We start from the raw sequence: 18,818 nt of genomic DNA on the forward strand, positions 1-18,818 counted from the left end.
TCCGCGGGCTGGTCGTAGGCTGGCCCCATGTCGACCTTCGCCAAGCGTGAACGGCTCCTGCTCGCCGACCTCTTGGAAACCGCCGGCCCCGACGCCCCGACGCTGTGCGAGGGCTGGGTCACCCGTGACCTGGCCGCGCACGTGGTGGTGCGGGAGCGGCGCCCGGACGCCGCCGGGGGCATCCTGATCAAGCAGCTCGCCCCCCGCCTGGACCGGGTGATGGAGGAGTTCACGGCCAAGCCGTACGAGGAGCTGATCCAGCTCATCCGCACCGGTCCGCCGCGCTTCTCACCCTTCCAGCTCAAGCAGATCGACGAGGCGTCGAACATCATCGAGTTCTACGTCCACACCGAGGACGTGCGCCGGGCCCAGCCGGACTGGTCGCCGCGCCCGCTGGACCCGGTGTTCCAGGACGCCCTGTGGTCGCGGCTGGAGCGCACGGCCCGGCTGACGGGCCGCGGCACGGCCACCGGCCTGGTGCTGCGGCGCCCGGACGGCCGCACGGTGGTCGCCAACCGCGGCACGCCGGTGGTGACGGCGACGGGCGAGCCGTCCGAGCTGCTGCTGTTCCTGTACGGCCGGCAGAGCGCCGCCACGGTGGACCTGCAGGGCGAGGAGAACGCCATCGAGCAGCTGCGCGCGGGCAAGCAGCTCGGGATCTGACGCGCTGCGGACGGCCCGGTCCCCCCGGTCACGTCCGGGGGGCGGGCGGCGGTCAGCGCACCGGGTGGCCGGCCTCGCCGAGGGCCTGCTTGACCTCGCCGATACGCAGGTCGCCGAAGTGGAACACGGACGCGGCGAGCACGGCGTCGGCGCCCGCCTCGACCGCCGGGGCGAAGTCGGCGAGCCGGCCGGCGCCGCCGGAGGCGATCACCGGGACCGTGACGTGCTTGCGGACGGCGGCGATCATCTCCAGGTCGTAGCCGTCCTTGGTGCCGTCGGCGTCCATGGAGTTCAGCAGGATCTCGCCGGCGCCCAGCTCGGCCGCCCGGTGCGCCCACTCGACGGCGTCGATGCCGGTGCCCCGGCGGCCGCCGTGGGTGGTCACCTCGAAGGTGCCGGCCTCCGTGCGGCGGGCGTCCACCGACAGCACCAGCACCTGGCTGCCGAAGCGCTCGGCGATCTCGCGGATCAGCTCGGGCCGCGCGATCGCGGCGGTGTTGACGCCCACCTTGTCCGCGCCGGCGCGCAACAGCTTGTCGACGTCCTCGGCGCTGCGCACGCCGCCGCCGACGGTCAGCGGGATGAAGACCTGCTCGGCGGTGCGGCGCACCACGTCGTAGGTGGTCTCGCGGTTGCCCGACGAGGCGGTGATGTCCAGGAACGTCAACTCGTCGGCGCCCTCGGCGTCGTAGACCTTCGCCATCTCGACGGGGTCGCCCGCGTCGCGCAGGTTCTGGAAGTTGACGCCCTTGACGACCCGGCCGTCGTCCACGTCCAGGCAGGGGATGACTCGGACCGCCAGGGTCATGAATCCACGGCTCCTCAACCGGCCTTTCAGCCTCTGAATGCTTCGAGTTCCACTTCGACCAGGATCCGCGGGTCCACGAAGCCCTCCACGACCACCAGGGTCGAGGCCGGGCGCACCCGGTCGAACAGTTCCTTGTGGGCCCGGCCCACCTCGTCCACGTCGCGCGCGTGGGAGAGGTACATGCGGGTCCTGATCACCGACTCCGGGCCCAGCCCGAACTCGGCGATCGCCTCCAGTGCGCCGGTGAACGCGGCCTTCGCCTGTTCGTACGGGTCGCCCTCCCCGTAGAGCACGCTGCCCCGGAAGGACGTGGTGCCCGCCACCAGCACACGGTCGCCGGCCGCGACGGCGCGGGCGAAACCGAAGGACTCCTCCCAGGGACTTGCGCCCTGCACGCGCCGTACGGCTCCCGACGTCATGACGACACAGCCTCCAGGGCCTCTTCCAGGGTGAACGCCTTCGCGTACAGCGCCTTCCCGACGATGGCGCCCTCGACACCGAGCGGGACCAGGCCGGCCAGGGCGCGCAGGTCGTCCAGGGACGACACGCCGCCGGAGGCCACGACGGGGCGGTCGGTCGCCGCGCAGACGTTCTTCAGCAGCTCCAGGTTGGGGCCCTGGAGCGTGCCGTCCTTGGCGATGTCGGTGACGACGTAGCGGGCGCAGCCCTCCTTGTCGAGGCGCTCCAGCGTCTCGTAGAGGTCGCCGCCGTCGCGGGTCCAGCCGCGGCCGCGCAGGGTGGTGCCGCGCACGTCGAGGCCGACGGCGATCTTGTCGCCGTGCCGGGCGATGACCTCGGCGACCCACTCGGGGGTCTCCAGGGCGGCGGTGCCGAGGTTGACGCGGGTGCAGCCGGTGGCCAGAGCCGCGGCGAGGGTGTCGTCGTCGCGGATGCCGCCGGACAGCTCGACCTTGATGTCCATGGCGCGGGCGACCTCGGCGATCAGCTCGCGGTTGTCGCCGGTGCCGAACGCGGCGTCCAGGTCGACCAGGTGCAGCCACTCGGCGCCCGAGCGCTGCCAGGCGAGGGCGGCCTCCAGCGGGGAGCCGTAGGAGGTCTCCGTGCCGGACTCGCCGTGGACGAGGCGGACGGCCTGGCCGTCGCGGACGTCGACGGCGGGGAGGAGTTCGAGCACGTGTGCGGACGAGGCGGTCACAGGGTTCCGATCCAGTTGGTGAGGAGCTGGGCTCCGGCGTCGCCGGACTTCTCGGGGTGGAACTGCGTGGCCCACAGGGCACCGTTCTCCACGGCGGCCACGAACGGCTCGCCGTGCGTCGACCAGGTCACCCGGGGTGCCGCCAGGAGCGGGTTGTGCGTCTCCAGGCTCCAGTCGTGCACGGCGTAGGAGTGCACGAAGTAGAAGCGGGCGTCCGCGTCCAGGCCGGCGAACAGCTCGGAGCCGGCCGGGGCGTCCACGGTGTTCCAGCCCATGTGGGGCACGACGTCGGCCTTCAGCGGCCCGACGGTGCCGGGCCACTCGGCGAGGCCCTCCGTCTCCACGCCGTGCTCGATGCCGCGCGCGAACAGGATCTGCATGCCGACGCAGATGCCCATCACGGGCCGGCCGCCGGACAGCCGGCGGTCGACGATCCAGTCGCCGCGCGCTTCCCTCAGGCCCTTCATGCAGGCGGCGAACGCGCCGACGCCCGGCACCAGCAGGCCGTCGGCGTTCATCGCCCGGTCGAAGTCGCGGGTGATCTCGACGTCGGCCCCGGTGCGCGCGAGGGCGCGCTCGGCCGAGCGGACGTTGCCGAAGCCGTAGTCGAAGACGACGACCTTCTTCGGCGTGCTCATCAGTTCCACACCTCCAGCCGCATGACGCCCGCCAGCAGGCACATCCCGGCGCCGATGGAGAGCAGCACGATCAGGCTGCGCGGCATGTCCTGCTTGACGAAGGAGTAGATGCCGCCGGCCAGGAACAGCCCGACGACGATGAGGAGGGTCGACAGCCCGTTCACCGTGTGCCTCCGTTCGCTTCTCCGCCCGCGCGGCGCAGAGGTGCGGCCATCGTCGTCGTCTGCGGCCCGGTGGCCGCGCGTGCGTCGCTCACAGCGCGCCCTTCGTGGAGGGGAGGATTCCGGCCGCGCGCGGGTCGCGTTCGCTCGCGTAGCGCAGGGCGCGGGCCAGGGCCTTGAACTGGCACTCCACGATGTGGTGCGCGTTGCGCCCGTAGGGCACGTGGACGTGCAGGGCGATCTGCGCCTGGGCCACGAAGGACTCCAGGATGTGCCGGGTCATGGTGGTGTCGTACTCGCCGATCATCGGCGCCATGTTCTCGGGCTCGGTGTGCACGAGGTAGGGGCGGCCGGAGAGGTCGACGGTGACCTGGGCGAGCGACTCGTCCAGCGGGACGGTGCAGTTGCCGAAGCGGTAGATGCCCACCTTGTCGCCGAGGGCCTGCTTGAAGGCTGCGCCCAGCGCGAGGGCGGTGTCCTCGATGGTGTGGTGCGAGTCGATGTGCAGGTCGCCCTCGGTCTTGACGGTGAGGTCGAACAGGCCGTGCCGGCCGAGCTGGTCGAGCATGTGGTCGTAGAAGCCGACCCCGGTCGCCACGTCGACCTTGCCGCTGCCGTCGAGGTCGATCTCGACGAGCACCGACGTCTCCTTGGTGACCCGCTCCACGCGTCCCACGCGGTTCATGCGCTCTGCTCCTTCTTCAGTTCACGGACCGCGTCGAGGAACGCGTCGTTCTCCTGCGGGGTGCCGGCGGTGACCCTGAGCCAGCCGGGGACGCCGTTGTCCCGGACGAGGACGCCCCGGTCGAGGATCTTCTGCCAGGCCGCGTGCGCGTCGGCGAAGCGGCCGAACTGGACGAAGTTGGCGTCGGAGGCGGTCACCTCGTAGCCGATCGCCCGCAGCTCGGTCACCAGGCGGTCCCGCTCGGTCTTCAGCTGCTCGACGTAGCCGAGCAGGGTGTCGGTGTGCTCCAGCGCGGCCAGCGCGGTCGCCTGGGTGACGGCCGACAGGTGGTACGGCAGCCGCACCAGCTGGACGGCGTCGACCACGGCCGGGTGCGCGGCGAGGTAGCCGAGGCGCAGGCCGGCCGCGCCGAACGCCTTCGACATGGTCCGCGAGATCACCAGGTGCGGGCGGCCCTCGAGCAGCGGCAGCAGCGAGGGGCCGTGGCTGAACTCGATGTACGCCTCGTCCACGATCACCAGCGACGGCTTGGCGGCCTGCGCCGCCTCGTACAGCGCGGTCACGGTCTCGGGCGGGACGGCCGTGCCGGTGGGGTTGTTGGGGGTGGTGACGAAGACGACGTCCGGGCGGTGCCCGGCGATCGCCTCCCGCGCGGCGGCGAGGTCGATGGTGAAGTCCTCGCCGCGCGGCCCGGAGATCCAGCCGGTGCCGGTGCCGCGCGCGATGAGCGCGTGCATCGAGTACGACGGCTCGAAGCCGATCGCCGTGCGTCCCGGTCCGCCGAAGGTCTGCAGCAACTGCTGGATGACCTCGTTGGAGCCGTTGGCCGCCCAGACGTTGCCGAGGCCCACCTCGTGGCCCGAGGTGCGGGTCAGGTACGCGGCGAGCCGGGTGCGCAGCTCGACGGCGTCGCGGTCCGGGTAGCGGTTGAGGTGGCGGGCCGCCTCGCGCACCCGCTCCGCGATCCGCTCGACCAGCGGCTCGGGCAGCGGGTAGGGGTTCTCGTTGGTGTTCAGCCGTACGGGCACGTCCAGCTGGGGCGCCCCGTAGGGGGACTTGCCGCGCAGCTCGTCCCGTACGGGGAGATCGTCGATCCTCACGTCGCTCACTTGCTCCCGGGAACCTTCCAGCCGAACCTCGCCTTGATCGCCGCGCCGTGCGCGGGCAGGTCCTCCGCCTCCGCCAGCGTGACCACGTGGTGCGCGACGTCGGCCAGCGCGTCCTTCGTGTAGTCCACGACGTGGATGCCGCGCAGGAAGGACTGCACGGACAGGCCCGAGGAGTGGCAGGCGCAGCCGCCGGTGGGCAGGACGTGGTTGGACCCGGCGGCGTAGTCGCCGAGGGACACCGGCGCCCAGGGCCCGACGAAGATCGCGCCCGCGTTGCGCACGCGGTCGGCGACGGCGGCGGCGTCGGCGGTCTGGATCTCCAGGTGCTCGGCGCCGTAGGCGTCGACCACCCTGAGGCCCTCGTCGATGCCGTCGACCAGGACGATCGCGGACTGCCGCCCGGTCAGGGCGGGCACGATCCGGTCGTCGACGTGCCGGGTGGCCGCGACCTGCGGCTCCAGCTCCTTCTCCACCGCGTCGGCGAGCTCGACGGAGTCGGTGACCAGGACGGCGGCGGCCAGCGGGTCGTGCTCGGCCTGGCTGATCAGGTCGGAGGCGACGTGCACCGGGTCGGCGGTGGCGTCGGCGAGGACCGCGATCTCGGTCGGGCCGGCCTCGGCGTCGATGCCGATCCGGCCGGTGAAGTAGCGCTTGGCGGCGGCGACCCAGATGTTGCCCGGCCCGGTGACCATGTTCGCGGGCGGGCAGGACTCGGTGCCGTGGGCGAACATCGCGACGGCGGTCGCGCCGCCGGCCGCGTAGACCTCGTCCACGCCGAGCAGCGCGCACGCGGCGAGGATCGTCGGGTGCGGCAGTCCGCCGAACTCGGCCTGGGCGGGCGAGGCGAGCGCGATCGACGGGACGCCGGCCTCCTGGGCCGGGACGACGTTCATCACCACGGACGACGGGTACACCGACCGGCCGCCGGGGGCGTACAGCCCGACGCGCTCGACCGGCACCCACTTCTCGGTCACCGTGCCGCTGGGCACGACCTGGGTGGTGTGGTCGGTGCGGCGCTGGGCGCGGTGCACGAGGCGGGCGCGGCGGACGGACTCCTCCAGGGCCGAGCGCACGGCCGGGTCGAGCTCCTCCAGGGCGCGGGCGAGGGCCGCGGCCGGGACCCGGACCTGGTCGAGGCGGACGCCGTCGAACTTCTCGGCGAAGTCGATCAGCGCCGCGTCGCCCCGATGATGCACGGCCTCGCAGATCGGGCGCACCTTCTCCAGGGCGGCCGAGACGTCGAAGTCGGCTCGGGGCAGCAGGTCGCGCAGGGCGGGGCCCTCGGGGAGGGCGTCGCCGCGCAGATCGATTCGGGAGATCACGGTCCCAATTCTCTCAGACCCCGCCGACGTGCCGTCCGCGCGTATCAATGGCTGATACAGAACGTCCAGGGGCCTCACGACGGGCGGTCGGTCACGTTCCGTAAATCTTCCTCACGTTCCGTGGTTGGCTCGTCACCCAGCGGGCATGAACAGGTGTGCGAGGAGCGGGATGTGCCGCGCGGGACGGAGGTGGCGGGGTGGTGGACGAGGGGAGCCGCCGGCGCACGGGGGACCTGCCGGACGACCTGACCGCCGTCGAGGCCGGGATGTGGCAGGCCTTCCGCAACGGCAGCGTGTACGACCTGAGCAGCGGCGACGCGCTGGTGGACGACCCGCACGGCGGGCAGCCGTGGGGCCCGGAGCGCACCGTGCGGGCCCGCGTCGTGGCCTGGCTGCTGCTGGACGGCCCGCCGCCGCTGACCGGGCGGGTGTCCTCGCTGAAGCTGGCCGGGGTGCGGCTGAGCGGCTCGCTGGACCTGTCGGGCGGCACGGTGGTGCCGTACGTGGAGATGCGGCGCTGCCGGTTCGAGCGGGACGTGCTGCTACCGGAGGCCCGGCTGACGACGGTGCGGCTGGTGGACTGCGCGGTGCCGCGGCTGGAGGCCGCCCGGGTGCACACCGAGGGCGACCTGCACCTGCCGCGCTGCCGGTTCCTGCGCGGGGTCCGGCTGACCGACGCGCACATCGGCACCGACCTGATGCTGAACCAGGCCGTGGTGCACCAGGACCGCACCGGCCGCTCGATCGCCGGTGACGGCCTGAGCGTCGGCCAGGACCTCCAGGCCGAACTGCTGGAGTCCTACGGCGAGCTCAGCCTGCGCAGCGCGAAGATCGGGGTGTCGCTGAGCCTGCGCGGGGCGCGGCTGGTCAACCCGGACGCCCGGCTCGCGCTGAACGCGCCCCAGCTGACCGTGGAGCGCACGCTGTACCTGACCCCGGCCGGGCTCGGCGCGGGCACGCCGAGCGGGGCGACCCCCGCGCGGGGCACGCGGGTCCAGCGGTTCGAGTGCCGGGGCGGTGCGCGCCTGGACGACGGGCGGTTCGGGGACGCGGTCGACTTCCAGGACGCCCGGTTCACGCTCACCGACGACCAGGAGATATCCCTGCGCCGGGTGCAGACGCCGGAGCTGCGCTTCCTCGGGGAGCGTCCGGCGCGCGGGCGGGTCGCGCTGTCGGGGGCGCGGGTGGTCAACCTGGTGGACCGGGCGGCCGCCTGGCCGGGCCCGGGGAGCCTGCACATGAGCGGCTTCACCTACGAGAACCTGGTGCCCCGGGGCCCGTTCCCGCTCGCCGAGCGGCTGCGCTGGGTGTCGGCGGCGACCGCCGAGTACCAGCCTGAGCCGTACGAGCGGCTGGCCGCGGTGCTGCGGGCGAGCGGCGAGGACGAGGGCGCGCGCGAGGTGCTGCTCGCCAAGCAGCGCCACCGCCGGGCGACCCTGCCGCCGGCCGCGAAGCTGTGGGGGTACGCGCAGGACTGGACGGTCGCCTACGGGTACCGGCCGGGCCGGGCGGCCCTGTGGATGGCGGTGCTGTGGGCGGCGGGTTCGCTGGCCTTCGCGCAGGCCGCGCACCGTCCGGTCGACGCGGGCCGCCACCCGCAGTGGGACCCGGCCCTGTACGCGCTCGACCTGCTGCTGCCGGTGATCGACTTCGGGCAGAGCGGCCAGTGGCAGCTGCGCGACGGCTGGCAGTGGCTGTCGGTGGCCCTGGTGCTGCTCGGCTGGGTGCTGGCCACGGCGGTGGCGGCGGGCGCGACCCGGCTGCTGCGGCGGAGCTGACCGTGGTGCGGGTGGTCCGGAGGGTGCGGCGGTTCCGGACGGGGCGCTGGTTCCGGATGGTGCTGGTGCTCGGTGAGGGGAACGTCTGTTCTTGTTGAAGTCTCACCTTTTACCTCTCCTTTACTTCGGAGGGTACAACTTTCCCCGGCTTGACCGTTCCCTCTGGCGCACCCGCGACCTGCGGCTTTTCAATGGACGTCACCATGGCTCTGCTGCCCCCGTTCATCCGAGGCTCCCGGACGCCCGCGTCCCGGGGCCCTCGGAACGTCGCCCCGCACACCGCCGCTGGCCTGCCCGCCGACGACGAGGTACTGCTCGACGCGCCCGACGACCGGCTGGGCCCCGCGCTGGTCGCCGCCGGGCGGGACGAGTACGACGCCGCCGCCGCACTGCTGGCCGGCACGCGCGTGCGCGGCGAGTGGGAGCACCGCGACGGCTACGTCGTCCGGCTGGCGTCCTTCGCGCACGCCCGGCCGGACTGGTTCGAGCGGTGGCGCGCGGACGCGCCGCGCGACCCGGACGTCCTGCTGGTCGCCGCCCAGCTCGCCGTGCACCGCGCCTGGCGCTCCCCCGCCCGCACCGAGCTGCTGCGCGAGGTGAGCCCGCTGGTCACCGCGGCGGCGCAGGCGCACGTGCCCGACCCGGTGCCGTGGCGGATCGCCCTGGACCACGCGCGCGGGGCCCGCGCCGGGCACAAGTACTTCAGCGAGCTGTGGGAGGCGGCGGTGCGCCGCTCCCCGCACCACTACGGCTGTCACGTGGCCGCGCTGCGCTACCTCGCCGCGTCCTGGCACGGTGCGACCCGCGAGTGCTTCGACTTCGCCGACCGGGCCGCGCAGGACGCGCCCGAGGACTCCCTGGTCCAGGCGCTGCCGTTGCAGGCCGCGTTCGCGTACCTCACCGACGGCTGCGGCCCGGACGTGGCGCGCGAGCGGCTCGACGCGGCGGCCGACCGGGCGCTCGCCCTGTCCGCCCGCCTGCCGGTGTCCGACCCCTGGCCAGCCGAGATGCGCAACGTCCTGGCCTACGTGCTCAAGCGTCTGCGCCGGCTCGACGAGGCCCTGGACCAGCTGCGCCAGCTGGGCCCGTACGCCACGTCGTTCCCCTGGGACCAGCTCTCCGACGACCCCCTCGGCCACTTCCTCGCGGTGCGGGACCGGATCCGCCGGGGAGCGCCCGCGGCGCCCGAGTGGGGCGCCCGTGGTGACCACGGCGGACGCGGGCCCTGGGAAGACCACTAGGCTCTGGGTTCGTGACCACCGTCCGTCTCCCGCTCTTCCCCCTGAACTCGGTGCTGTTCCCGGGGTTGGTGCTTCCGTTGAACGTCTTCGAGGAGCGCTACCGCGCCATGATGCGCGAGTTGCTGAAGACCCCCGAGGAGGAACCGCGCCGGTTCGCCGTCGTGGCGATCCGCGACGGCCACGAGGTCGCGCCCAGCGAACCGGGGATGCCCGACCTCACGGCCCTGCCGCAGCGCGGCCCGTCGGCGGGCTTCGGCACCGACCCGCTCAAGGCGTTCCACGGGGTGGGCTGCGTGGCCGACGCCGCGACGATCCGCGAGCGCGCCGACGGCTCCCTCGAGGTCCTGGCGACCGGCACGACCCGGGTCAGGCTGCTGTCGCTGGACACCTCCGGCCCGTTCCTCACGGCCGAGCTGGAGGAGCTGACGGAGGAGCCGGGCGACGAGGCCGGCCCGCTGGCCGAGGGGGTGCTGCGGGCGTTCCGCCAGTACCAGAAGCGCCTGGCCGGCGCCCGGGAACGCTCCCTGTCGACCGGCTCGGAGCTGCCCGACGAGCCCGCGGTCCTCTCCTACCTGGTGGCGGCGGCGATGCTGCTCGACACCCCTGCCAAGCAGCGCCTGCTCCAGGCCCCCGACACCGCGTCCCGCCTGCGCGACGAGCTGAAACTCCTTCGCGCGGAGACGGCCATCCTCCGTAGTCTGCCGTCGCTGCCGGCGTCGGACCTGACGCGCGGCCCGACGAGTCTGAACTGAGGCACAGCGACCCGTGGCGAAGAAGTCGAGGAAGCAGCAGGCGGGCGGTACGCCCGCGACGGTGGCGCTGACGGCGGCGGGCGTGGACTTCACGGTCCACGCCTACGACCACGACCCGAGCCACCCGTCCTACGGCGAGGAGGCGGCCGAGGCGATGGGCGTCTCCCCCGAGCGCGTCTTCAAGACCCTCGTGGCGGACGTCGACGGCGCGCTGACCGTGGCGGTGGTCCCGGTGGCGGGCCAGCTGGACCTCAAGGCCCTGGCCTCGGCGGTGGGCGGCAAGAAGGCGGCGATGGCCGACCCGGCCCTCGCCGAACGCACCACGGGCTACGTGCGGGGCGGCATCTCCCCGCTGGGACAGCGCAAGAGGCTGCCCACGGTCCTGGACGCCTCCGCGGGCGGCCACGCCACGATCTGCGTCTCGGCGGGCCGGCGCGGCCTGGAGGTCGAGCTCTCCCCCGCGGACCTCGCGGCGCTGACCGGGGCGACGCTGGCCCCGATCGGGCGCCCGTAGTCGTCCGACGACACGGACCAGGGCCCGGGCCGCTCAGCCGGCCGGCGGCGTTCCGTACAGCTCGGGGTCGCGGGGCCCGAACAGCGCCGTGAGGCCCAGGTGGACCACCATCGCGGCCATGGACCAGGCGAGCAGCGCCCCGTGGGCGCCCAGCTTCAGCGGCGCGGAGAAGGTCACGCCCTTGCCCACGCCCTTCGCGTGCGTCAGCACGTCGTCGGTGGGCCCGAGCCACAGCCCGATCCGCCAGGCGATCAGCGAGGCGAAGAGCCCGCCGAGGGCCAGCGCCACCACCAGCGGCACGCCCCCGCGGCGCCGCCACAGGAACACCGCCGCCGCGGTCACCGCGCCGAACGCGAGCGCAAGGAGCGTGAACGTTCCGTCGGCGCCGACGGCCTGCTCGCCCTCGGTGTCCTTGAGGTAGACGACCCAGCCGCCGTCCACGACGTCCCCGACCAGCGGCACCCGCGGCGCGAGCCACACCCACAGCAGCCCGAGGAGCACCCCGAGGACGGTCACGAGCACCGTCACGACGGCGGCGTCCCGCAGCTCGGTCAGCAGCCCGGGTCCCTGCGGCCCGCCGTCGTGCGGCACCTGGGCCGCGTAGCCGTACGGCCCCGGCGGGGGCGGCCACGCGCCCTGCGAGGAGGGATCGTGCGGCGGCGGTGGCGGAGTCAGTGGAGCGGTCACCCTGCCATCGTGCCAGGCCCGCCTGTGGGGCGCGTCACCGGACGGCGGCCCGGCGGTACGCCCAGGTCGCCACGGCCAGCGAGACCACGCCCACCGCGGCGCACACCGCGAGGTCCACCCCGACGTACGCCCAGTCGGGACCCTTGCCGAACGTCCGTGCGAGCGCCTCCACGCCGTACGTCGACGGCAGCAGGTCGCGCAGGAGGCGCACCGGCTCCGGCATCCGGTCGGGAGGCAGCACGCCCAGCAGCAGCGCCGCGGACATGCCCAGCTGGCCGAGCAGGGTGGCGAGTTCCGGCCGGGGCGCGAGCAGCCCGCAGGCGGCGCCGAGCCCGGCCAGCGCGGCCCCGGCGAGCGGGATCACCGCCACCAGCACCCACAGGTGGGTCACCGGCAGCCCGAACAGCACGCACCCGAACACCGCGGTCACCACCGTCCCGGGCACGGTGAACGAGGCGTAGGCGCCCGCCGCCCCCAGCACCACCGAGGCCGGCGGCACGGGCAGCGTGGCGTAGTGGTCGAGACCGCCGCTCGCCCGCAGCTGCCCGAAGTACTGCGCGAGCAGGTTGAGCGCGACGAACGCCACCACCAGCACGGCGGACCCGGCGACGACGGACTCCGCCTCGCGGCCGCCCTCCACCACCCCGCGCATCATGACCAGGATGCCGACGGACTGGAAGGTCGCCACGAACAGCAGCGGGATGCGCGCCACCCGGGCGCGCGAGAGCTGCGCCCGGTACACGGCCACCAGCGACGGCCACAGCCGTGCGCGCGGCCCGAGCTCGGCCGCGTACCGGACCGGCTCGTCCACGGCCGGCGCGCCGCCCGACAGGACCTCGGCAGGTACGACACTCACCTGGCGCTGCTCCCTCTCGCTACCGCTCCCCAGGACCATACGGACCGCACCCCCGGTCGGCTCACCCGTGCCGCGCTCATGTCCGCACCAGCCCCTGGCGGGCCGCCCCGCCGAGCGCGAGGTAGACGTCCTCCAGGCTCGGCGTGGCCAGCGTGAAGTCGTCGAGGGCGGCGAAGGCGGCGCCACCGGTGACGGTGGCGACGACCGCGCGGGCCTCCTCGGGGGCCAGCCGGAGCGTCCAGCGGCGCCCGGACTCCGCGGCGCGCTCGCGCAGCGCCGCGACCTCGGGCACGTCCAGCGGGGCCCGCTCCCGCCACACCAGTTCCACCCGTACCTCGCCGGCGACCTGCTCCTTGAGGCCGGACGGGGTGTCGCAGGCGATGATCCGGCCCTGGTCGAGGACCGCGACCCGGTCCAGGACCGTCTCGGCCTCGATGACGTTGTGGGTGACCAGCAGCACCGTGGTGCCGCGCTCGGCCCGCCGCCGGTCGACGGCCGACCACACGGCCCGCCGGGCCACCGGGTCCATGCCCGTGGTCGGCTCGTCCAGGACCAGCAGGGACCGCTCGCCCACCAGCGCGGCGGCGAAGCAGGCCAGCCGCCGCTGTCCGCCGGAGAGCTTCTTCAGCGGGCGTCCGGCGATCGGCGTGAGCCCCAGCTCGTCCAGCACCGCGTCCCGCTCGGCCCGCGCCCGGCGCACGTCCAGCCCGCGCAGCCGGCCGGTGGTCTCGGCGGCCAGGGACACGGTCAGCTCGTCCAGGGCGGTGGACTCCTGCCCCAGGTAGGCGAGGATCCGCGCGGCCCGCTCCGGGTGCCGCACGATGTCGTGCCCGAGGATCTCCACGCTGCCGGTGTCCGGCCGCATCAGCCCGGTGAGCTGCCGGACGAGGGTGGACTTGCCGGCCCCGTTCGGCCCGAGCAGCCCGAAGATCTCACCGCGCCGGATGTCCAGCCGTACGTCGTCGGTGGCGCGTACCTCGGGGGTGGCCGGGGTGCCGCGCCGGCCGCGCACCGCGGGGTAGGTCTTGGTCAGCCCGCGCACGGCACACACGACCTCGTCCCTGGGCCGGACCGCCGGTGCCACGCGCGTACTCACAAGGTACGAGCCTACGGGGTCGGGAAGCTCCGCTCGCCTTCGGGGCGGCCCGGGGACACGGCTCGGTCGCCGGCCGGGGCGTGCTCGGTGGCGGTGCGCACGTCGATCTCGCGCCAGAAGCCGGCCCGGATCGCGTACCGGTCGTGCTCGTCGATCTGGTCGTCCTTGTGCGCGAGCAGGCCGAAGCGGGCCGCGTAGCGCAGCAGCTCGCCGTCGACGCGGTGCGGGATGCGCGGGTACATGCCCGACAGCCGCTGCAGGTGGCCCTGGTCGCCGAGCCGGGCCATCCAGCGCCGGGCGAACACCTGACCCACCTCGTACGGGTCGCCGCCGACGGTGGTGATGTCCTCCTCGCGGTCGGCCCAGCGCTGCTCGGCGCTGGTCAGCTGGGCCAGCGTGGGCATCGCGGCCGCCTCGGGCGGCTCCGGGGCGCTGCCGGGGCGCTCCACCCAGCCCTTGTCGGAGGACCAGCGCAGGGTCGCGTTCGCCGGGTGGTGCGCGGTCTGCGCCCCGGCGCGCAGCTCGGCCAGGTCCTTGGGGGTGGGGACGCCCTTGGCGGTGGACACGCGCTCCTGGGCGCCGTCGGCCGCCGCGGCGGCGGAGTGCTCCGGCTCGTCGGAGGGCCGCTCGGCGGCGGGGGCGAGCGGCGGGGCGTCGGGCAGCGGGGCGGAGAGGATCGCGGCGATCTCGGGCCGGGGCACGGGCGGCGGCGCGCACACCCCGCCGAACTCCTTGGCGCGGACCGCCTTGGTGATCCACGTACGGTCCAGGACGCGCCGTTCGTCGGCCTCGGCGACCAGGTCCTCGGACTGGTTGTAGTCGCCGTCGGCGGCCTGGACGGCCCACAGGTGGACGGCGACGCCGTGCTCCTTGGCGGCCATCATGCCGGGCAGCAGGTCGCCGTCGCCGGTGACCAGCACGACGTCGGAGCAGGCGCGGTTGCGGGCCAGCTCGGTCAGCTCGGCGTGCATGGCCGCGTCGACGCCCTTCTGGGCCCAGCGGCCGTCGCTGCGGGTGAGGGCGCCCAGCCGCACGGTGACGCGGGGCATCACGCGCAGCCGGCGGTGCTCGGGCTGCGGGACGCGGTCGGGGGCGCCGTCGAACCAGTAGATCCGCAGCAGCGGCCGTTCCGTGTCGGACTCGGCCTGTTCGCGCAGGCCCTGGACGAGGGCGGAGTGGTCGACGGTGATCCGGGACCGGGAGGGCTCCCCGGCGAGGAGGCTCGCGGCCGCCCCCAGCAGATACCCGGCGTCCACCAGGACGACGCAGCGGTCCACGCGACTCACCCACTTCCCGGGAGGTTTGCTTCGGGCTTGCTTCGAGTCTGCCCGACCACGCGGAGGTTAACGGCTCGCAACTCGATCTTCGGCGTGGCGTTTCGGGACGGGGCCCGACGACCTGCCCTGTGACACAGGGTAATTATCCGACATGCACGGCAAGTCGGCTTGTGTGAATCTGGATCCGGCCCTGGCCCCAAGATCCCCACAGGAGGCATCACCATGGCCAAGAACAAGAACCGTGACCGCAAGCAGCAGCGTCCGACCGACCGCGGGCAGCGCGCGGAGCGCCGTCCCACGGCGGAGGCGGAGTCCCAGCCCGAGGTCGAGATGACCCCCGGCGACGTGGCGACGCACAAGCGGAAGCGCAGCTTCGGCCACAACTGACGTCCGTGTGACGGGTTGTGACCGCACACGTGCAGCAGGGGCGTACCAGGTACCGGGTACGCCCCTCACGCACGTCCGGGCCGCTCCGCGCCCCGTCCCGTCCCCGGCGGCCGGTCAGCCGGCCAGGCAGGACGGGCCGAGCAGCACCTTCAGGTCGCCGAACAGGGCCGGGTCGGGCTTGACCCGGTGCCGGTCCAGGCGCAGCACGGTGGTCCTGGTCGGGCCCTGCAGCTTGATGCGGACCTCGCTGTCGCCCTTGTGGTGGGTGAGGATCTCCCCGAGGCGGCTGACCATCGGCGGGGTGATCCGGGTGGCCGGGATGGTGAGCACCACGGGCGCGTTGGTGCCGGCGTTGGACAGGTCGGGGACCTGGAGCTCCATCGCCACCAGCCGGGGCACGTCCTCGCGCTTGTCGAGCCGGCCCTTGACGAACACCACGGCGTCCTCGACGAGTTGGGTCGACACCAGCTGGTAGGTGGCCGGGAAGAACATGCACTCGATGGAGCCCGCGAGGTCCTCGACGGTGGCGATGGCCCAGGCGTTGCCCTGCTTGGTCATCTTGCGCTGGAGGCCCGAGATGATGCCGCCGATGGTCACGACCGCGCCGTCCGCGTGCTCACCGCCGGTGAGCTGGGCGATGCCCGCGTCGGCCTTGTCGGACAGCACGTGCTCCAGGCCGAACAGCGGGTGGTCGGAGACGTACAGGCCGAGCATCTCGCGCTCCTGCGCGAGCAGGTAGGTCTTGTCCCACTCGTCGGTGGTGAACTCCACGTCGAGGCCGAAGCCCGGCTCGTCGCTCTGCTCCTCGCCCATCCCGCCGAACAGGTCGAACTGGCCCTCGGCCTCCTTGCGCTTGACCGCGACCACGTTGTCGATCATCGGTTCGTACTGCGCCGTCAGGCCCTTGCGGGTGTGGCCCATGGAGTCGAAGGCGCCGGCCTTGATCAGGGACTCCGTGGTCCGCTTGTTGCAGACGACCGCCTCGACCTTGTCGAGGTAGTCGGGGAAGGAGGTGTACTTCCCCTTGGCCTTGCGGCACTTGATGATCGACTCGACGACGTTGGTGCCGACGTTGCGCACCGCGGACAGGCCGAACAGGATCACGTCGTCGCCCTGCGCGGCGAAGTTCGCCTCGGACTCGTTGACGTTCGGCGGCAGGACGCGGATGCCCATGCGGCGGCACTCGTTGAGGTAGACCGCCGACTTGTCCTTGTCGTCCTTGACGGAGGTCAGCAGGGCGGCCATGTACTCGGCGGGGTGGTTCGCCTTGAGGTAGGCGGTCCAGTAGGACACCAGGCCGTACGCGGCGGAGTGCGCCTTGTTGAACGCGTAGCCGGCGAACGGGACCAGCACGTCCCACAGCGCCTGGATGGCCTCGTCGCTGTAGCCGTTGTTGCGGGCGCCGGCCTGGAAGATGGTGAAGTTCTTCGCCAGTTCCTCGGGCTTCTTCTTGCCCATCACGCGGCGGAGGATGTCGGCCTCGCCGAGCGAGTAGCCCGCGATGATCTGGGCGGCCTTCTGCACCTGCTCCTGGTAGACGATCAGGCCGTGGGTGACGTCCAGGACCTCCCTGAGCGGCTCCTCCAGCTCGGGGTGGATCGGCGTGATCTCCTGCTGGCCGTTCTTGCGCAGCGCGTAGTTCGTGTGGGAGTTCATGCCCATCGGGCCCGGCCGGTACAGGGCCGACACGGCGGAGATGTCTTCGAAGTTGTCCGGCTTCATCAGCCGCAGCAGCGAGCGCATGGGGCCGCCGTCGAACTGGAAGACGCCGAGGGTGTCGCCGCGCTGGAGCAGCTCGAAGGTCGTGGGGTCGTCCAGCGGCAGCGACAGCAGGTCGATGTCGAGGCCCTTGTTGGCCTTCACCATCTTGACCGCGTCGTCCATGATCGTGAGGTTGCGCAGGCCCAGGAAGTCCATCTTCAGCAGGCCGAGCGACTCACAGCTCGGGTAGTCCCACTGGGTGATGGTCACGCCGTCGGTGTGCCGCACCCAGACCGGGACGTGTTCGGTGATGGTCTCGCTGGACATGATCACGCCGGCGGCGTGCACGCCCATCTGCCGCACCAGGCCCTCCACACCGCGCGCGGTGTCGATGACCTTCTTCACGTCCGGCTCGTTCTCGTACATCGCCCGGACCTCGCCGGCCTCCGAGTAGCGGGGGTGGGCGGGGTCGGTGATGCCGGACAGCGGGATGCCCTTGCCGAGGACGTCGGCGGGCATGGCCTTGGTGATGCGGTCGCCCATCGCGTACGGGTAGCCCAGCACGCGCGCGGAGTCCTTGATCGCGTTCTTGGCCTTGATGGTGCCGTAGGTGCCGATCATGGCGACCTTGTCGGCGCCGTACTTCTCGGTCACGTAGCGGATCACCTCGACGCGCCGACGCTCGTCGAAGTCGATGTCGACGTCGGGCATGGAGATGCGCTCGGGGTTGAGGAACCGCTCGAAGATCAGGCCGTGCGGGATGGGGTCGAGGTCGGTGATGCCCATGGCGTAGGCGACGATCGAGCCGGCCGCGGAGCCACGGCCGGGGCCGACGGCGATGCCCTGCTTCTTGGCCCACATGATGAAGTCGGCGACCACGAGGAAGTAGCCCGGGAAGCCCATCGAGATGATGGTGTCCATCTCGTACTCGGCCTGCTTCTGGCGGTCCTCGGGGATGCCGCCGGGGAAGCGGCGCTCCATGCCGCGGCGGACCTCCTCCTTGAACCAGGTCACCTCGGTGTAGCCCTCGGGGATGTCGAACTTCGGCATGAGGTTCTTGGCCTCGAACATGCCGGTGGTGTCCACCATCTCGGCGACGAGCAGCGTGTTGGCGCAGCCCTCCTGCCAGGCGTCCGAGGAGTCGATGGCGTACATCTCGTCCGTGGACTTCAGGTAGTAGCCGGTGCCGTCGAACTTGAAACGGTCGGGGTCGGAGAGGTTCTTGCCGGTCTGGATGCACAGCAGGGCGTCGTGGGCGGTCGCCTCGTGCGCGTACGTGTAGTGCGAGTCGTTGGTGACCAGCGGGGGGATGCCGAGCTTGCGGCCGATCTCCAGCAGCCCGTCGCGGACCCGGCGCTCGATCTCGATGCCGTGGTCCATCAGCTCCAGGAAGTACTTGTCCTTGCCGAAGATGTCCTGGTACTCGGAGGCGGCCTTCAGGGCCTCGTCGAAGTGGCCGAGGCGCAGCCGGGTCTGCACCTCGCCGGAGGGGCAGCCGGTGGAGGCGACGATGCCCTCGGACCACTGGGCGATGGTCTCCTTGTCCATCCGGGGCCACTTCTGCAGCCAGCCCTCGGCGTAAGCGTCGGAGGACAGCCGGAAGAGGTTGTGCAGTCCGGTGCGGTTCACCGCCCACATCGTCTTGTGGGTGTAGCCACCGGAACCGGAGATGTCGTCGCGCTTCTGGTGCGGCTGGCCCCAGAGGATCTTGCGCTTGTTGCGCCGGGACTCGGGGGCGACGTACGCCTCGATCCCGATGATCGGGGTGATCCCGGCCTTCTTCGCGGAGTGGAAGAAGTCGTACGCGCCGTGCAGGTTGCCGTGGTCGGACATCGCGATGTGCGTCATGCCCATCTCGTTGCACGCGTCGAACATGTCCTTGAGCCGCGCGGCACCGTCCAGCAGCGAGTACTGGGTGTGGACGTGCAGGTGCGTGAACGGCGGCTTCGACACGGGGCGGCCTCCAGGGGAACGAGCGGCGACGGGA

General features: G+C 72.8%; 19 protein-coding genes. 6 read left to right on the forward strand and 13 right to left on the reverse strand.

The features are described 5' to 3' along the window. Positions 1 to 27 precede the first annotated feature (27 nt). Entirely contained in the window at positions 28 to 663 is a 636-nt protein-coding gene (locus tag E4U91_RS09295) for a TIGR03085 family metal-binding protein (RefSeq protein ID WP_137306406.1), read from the forward strand. Between the two features lie 52 nt (positions 664 to 715). On the opposite strand, the gene hisF is transcribed toward E4U91_RS09295, so the two are convergent. The 8 genes from hisF to hisD form a co-directional block, all read right to left on the reverse strand. Beyond that, on the reverse strand, positions 716 to 1,471 hold the full coding sequence (gene hisF / locus E4U91_RS09300) for an imidazole glycerol phosphate synthase subunit HisF (RefSeq protein WP_137306407.1): 756 nt from the start codon (positions 1,469 to 1,471) through the stop codon (positions 716 to 718). Between the two features lie 26 nt (positions 1,472 to 1,497). Continuing rightward, positions 1,498 to 1,890, reverse strand: a complete 393-nt coding sequence (locus E4U91_RS09305) for a RidA family protein (RefSeq protein ID WP_137306408.1) — start codon at positions 1,888 to 1,890, stop codon at positions 1,498 to 1,500. Further along, a complete protein-coding gene (gene priA, locus E4U91_RS09310; RefSeq protein ID WP_137310740.1) occupies positions 1,887 to 2,606 on the reverse strand; it encodes a bifunctional 1-(5-phosphoribosyl)-5-((5-phosphoribosylamino)methylideneamino)imidazole-4-carboxamide isomerase/phosphoribosylanthranilate isomerase PriA in 720 nt (239 codons plus the stop codon). Before priA ends, E4U91_RS09305 begins: the two co-directional genes overlap by 4 nt. 17 nt (positions 2,607 to 2,623) lie before the next feature. Then, a complete protein-coding gene (gene hisH / locus E4U91_RS09315) occupies positions 2,624 to 3,265 on the reverse strand; it encodes an imidazole glycerol phosphate synthase subunit HisH (RefSeq protein ID WP_137306409.1) in 642 nt (213 codons plus the stop codon). Then, the gene (locus E4U91_RS38045; RefSeq protein ID WP_168218087.1) at positions 3,265 to 3,429 is read right to left on the reverse strand and encodes a hypothetical protein; all 165 of its coding nucleotides are present in this window, start codon (positions 3,427 to 3,429) and stop codon (positions 3,265 to 3,267) included. Before E4U91_RS38045 ends, hisH begins: the two co-directional genes overlap by 1 nt. Positions 3,430 to 3,517: 88 nt before the next feature. Beyond that, on the reverse strand, positions 3,518 to 4,111 hold the full coding sequence (gene hisB, locus E4U91_RS09320; protein ID WP_037623339.1) for an imidazoleglycerol-phosphate dehydratase HisB: 594 nt from the start codon (positions 4,109 to 4,111) through the stop codon (positions 3,518 to 3,520). Beyond that, positions 4,108 to 5,220, reverse strand: coding sequence for a histidinol-phosphate transaminase (locus E4U91_RS09325; RefSeq protein WP_137306410.1), 1,113 nt, complete (start codon positions 5,218 to 5,220; stop codon positions 4,108 to 4,110). The genes hisB and E4U91_RS09325 overlap by 4 nt, the downstream gene beginning before the upstream one ends. Continuing rightward, a complete protein-coding gene (hisD, locus tag E4U91_RS09330; RefSeq protein ID WP_137306411.1) occupies positions 5,217 to 6,542 on the reverse strand; it encodes a histidinol dehydrogenase in 1,326 nt (441 codons plus the stop codon). The genes E4U91_RS09325 and hisD overlap by 4 nt, the downstream gene beginning before the upstream one ends. A 200-nt stretch (positions 6,543 to 6,742) precedes the next feature. Here hisD and E4U91_RS09335 point away from each other — a divergent pair, with 200 nt between their 5' ends. From E4U91_RS09335 to ybaK, 4 genes are all read left to right on the forward strand, one after another. Beyond that, positions 6,743 to 8,320 (forward strand): oxidoreductase, encoded by a 1,578-nt coding sequence (locus tag E4U91_RS09335; RefSeq protein WP_137306412.1) that lies wholly within the window; start codon positions 6,743 to 6,745, stop codon positions 8,318 to 8,320. A gap of 203 nt (positions 8,321 to 8,523) precedes the next feature. Further along, entirely contained in the window at positions 8,524 to 9,561 is a 1,038-nt protein-coding gene (locus tag E4U91_RS09340) for a hypothetical protein (RefSeq protein WP_422070893.1), read from the forward strand. An 11-nt stretch (positions 9,562 to 9,572) separates the two neighbouring features. Then, positions 9,573 to 10,313 (forward strand): LON peptidase substrate-binding domain-containing protein, encoded by a 741-nt coding sequence (locus tag E4U91_RS09345; protein WP_137306414.1) that lies wholly within the window; start codon positions 9,573 to 9,575, stop codon positions 10,311 to 10,313. A gap of 13 nt (positions 10,314 to 10,326) precedes the next feature. Continuing rightward, entirely contained in the window at positions 10,327 to 10,827 is a 501-nt protein-coding gene (ybaK, locus tag E4U91_RS09350) for a Cys-tRNA(Pro) deacylase (protein WP_137306415.1), read from the forward strand. 33 nt (positions 10,828 to 10,860) lie between these two features. Here ybaK and E4U91_RS09355 read toward each other — a convergent pair whose 3' ends face one another. The 4 genes from E4U91_RS09355 to E4U91_RS09370 form a co-directional block, all read right to left on the reverse strand. Further along, positions 10,861 to 11,514 carry a DUF2567 domain-containing protein gene (locus E4U91_RS09355; protein WP_137306416.1) on the reverse strand — a complete coding sequence of 218 codons (654 nt, stop codon included), beginning with the start codon at positions 11,512 to 11,514 and terminating at the stop codon, positions 10,861 to 10,863. Between the two features lie 34 nt (positions 11,515 to 11,548). Then, complete coding sequence (locus E4U91_RS09360; protein WP_168218088.1) at positions 11,549 to 12,370, reverse strand: ABC transporter permease; 822 nt, start codon at positions 12,368 to 12,370, stop codon at positions 11,549 to 11,551. 76 nt (positions 12,371 to 12,446) lie between these two features. After that, entirely contained in the window at positions 12,447 to 13,421 is a 975-nt protein-coding gene (locus tag E4U91_RS09365) for an ABC transporter ATP-binding protein (protein ID WP_137310742.1), read from the reverse strand. Positions 13,422 to 13,477: 56 nt separating this feature from the next. Next, the gene (locus E4U91_RS09370; protein ID WP_137306417.1) at positions 13,478 to 14,743 is read right to left on the reverse strand and encodes an NYN domain-containing protein; all 1,266 of its coding nucleotides are present in this window, start codon (positions 14,741 to 14,743) and stop codon (positions 13,478 to 13,480) included. 222 nt (positions 14,744 to 14,965) lie between these two features. On the opposite strand from E4U91_RS09370, the gene E4U91_RS09375 reads away from it, so the two are divergent. Continuing rightward, positions 14,966 to 15,130 carry a hypothetical protein gene (locus E4U91_RS09375; protein ID WP_241678539.1) on the forward strand — a complete coding sequence of 55 codons (165 nt, stop codon included), beginning with the start codon at positions 14,966 to 14,968 and terminating at the stop codon, positions 15,128 to 15,130. A gap of 114 nt (positions 15,131 to 15,244) precedes the next feature. Here E4U91_RS09375 and dnaE read toward each other — a convergent pair whose 3' ends face one another. After that, the gene (dnaE, locus tag E4U91_RS09380) at positions 15,245 to 18,784 is read right to left on the reverse strand and encodes a DNA polymerase III subunit alpha (protein ID WP_137306418.1); all 3,540 of its coding nucleotides are present in this window, start codon (positions 18,782 to 18,784) and stop codon (positions 15,245 to 15,247) included. Positions 18,785 to 18,818 lie beyond the last annotated feature (34 nt).

Source organism: Streptomyces lasalocidi (genome assembly GCF_005280215.1).
GTDB classification, from domain to species: Bacteria; Actinomycetota; Actinomycetes; order Streptomycetales; family Streptomycetaceae; genus Streptomyces; species Streptomyces longwoodensis.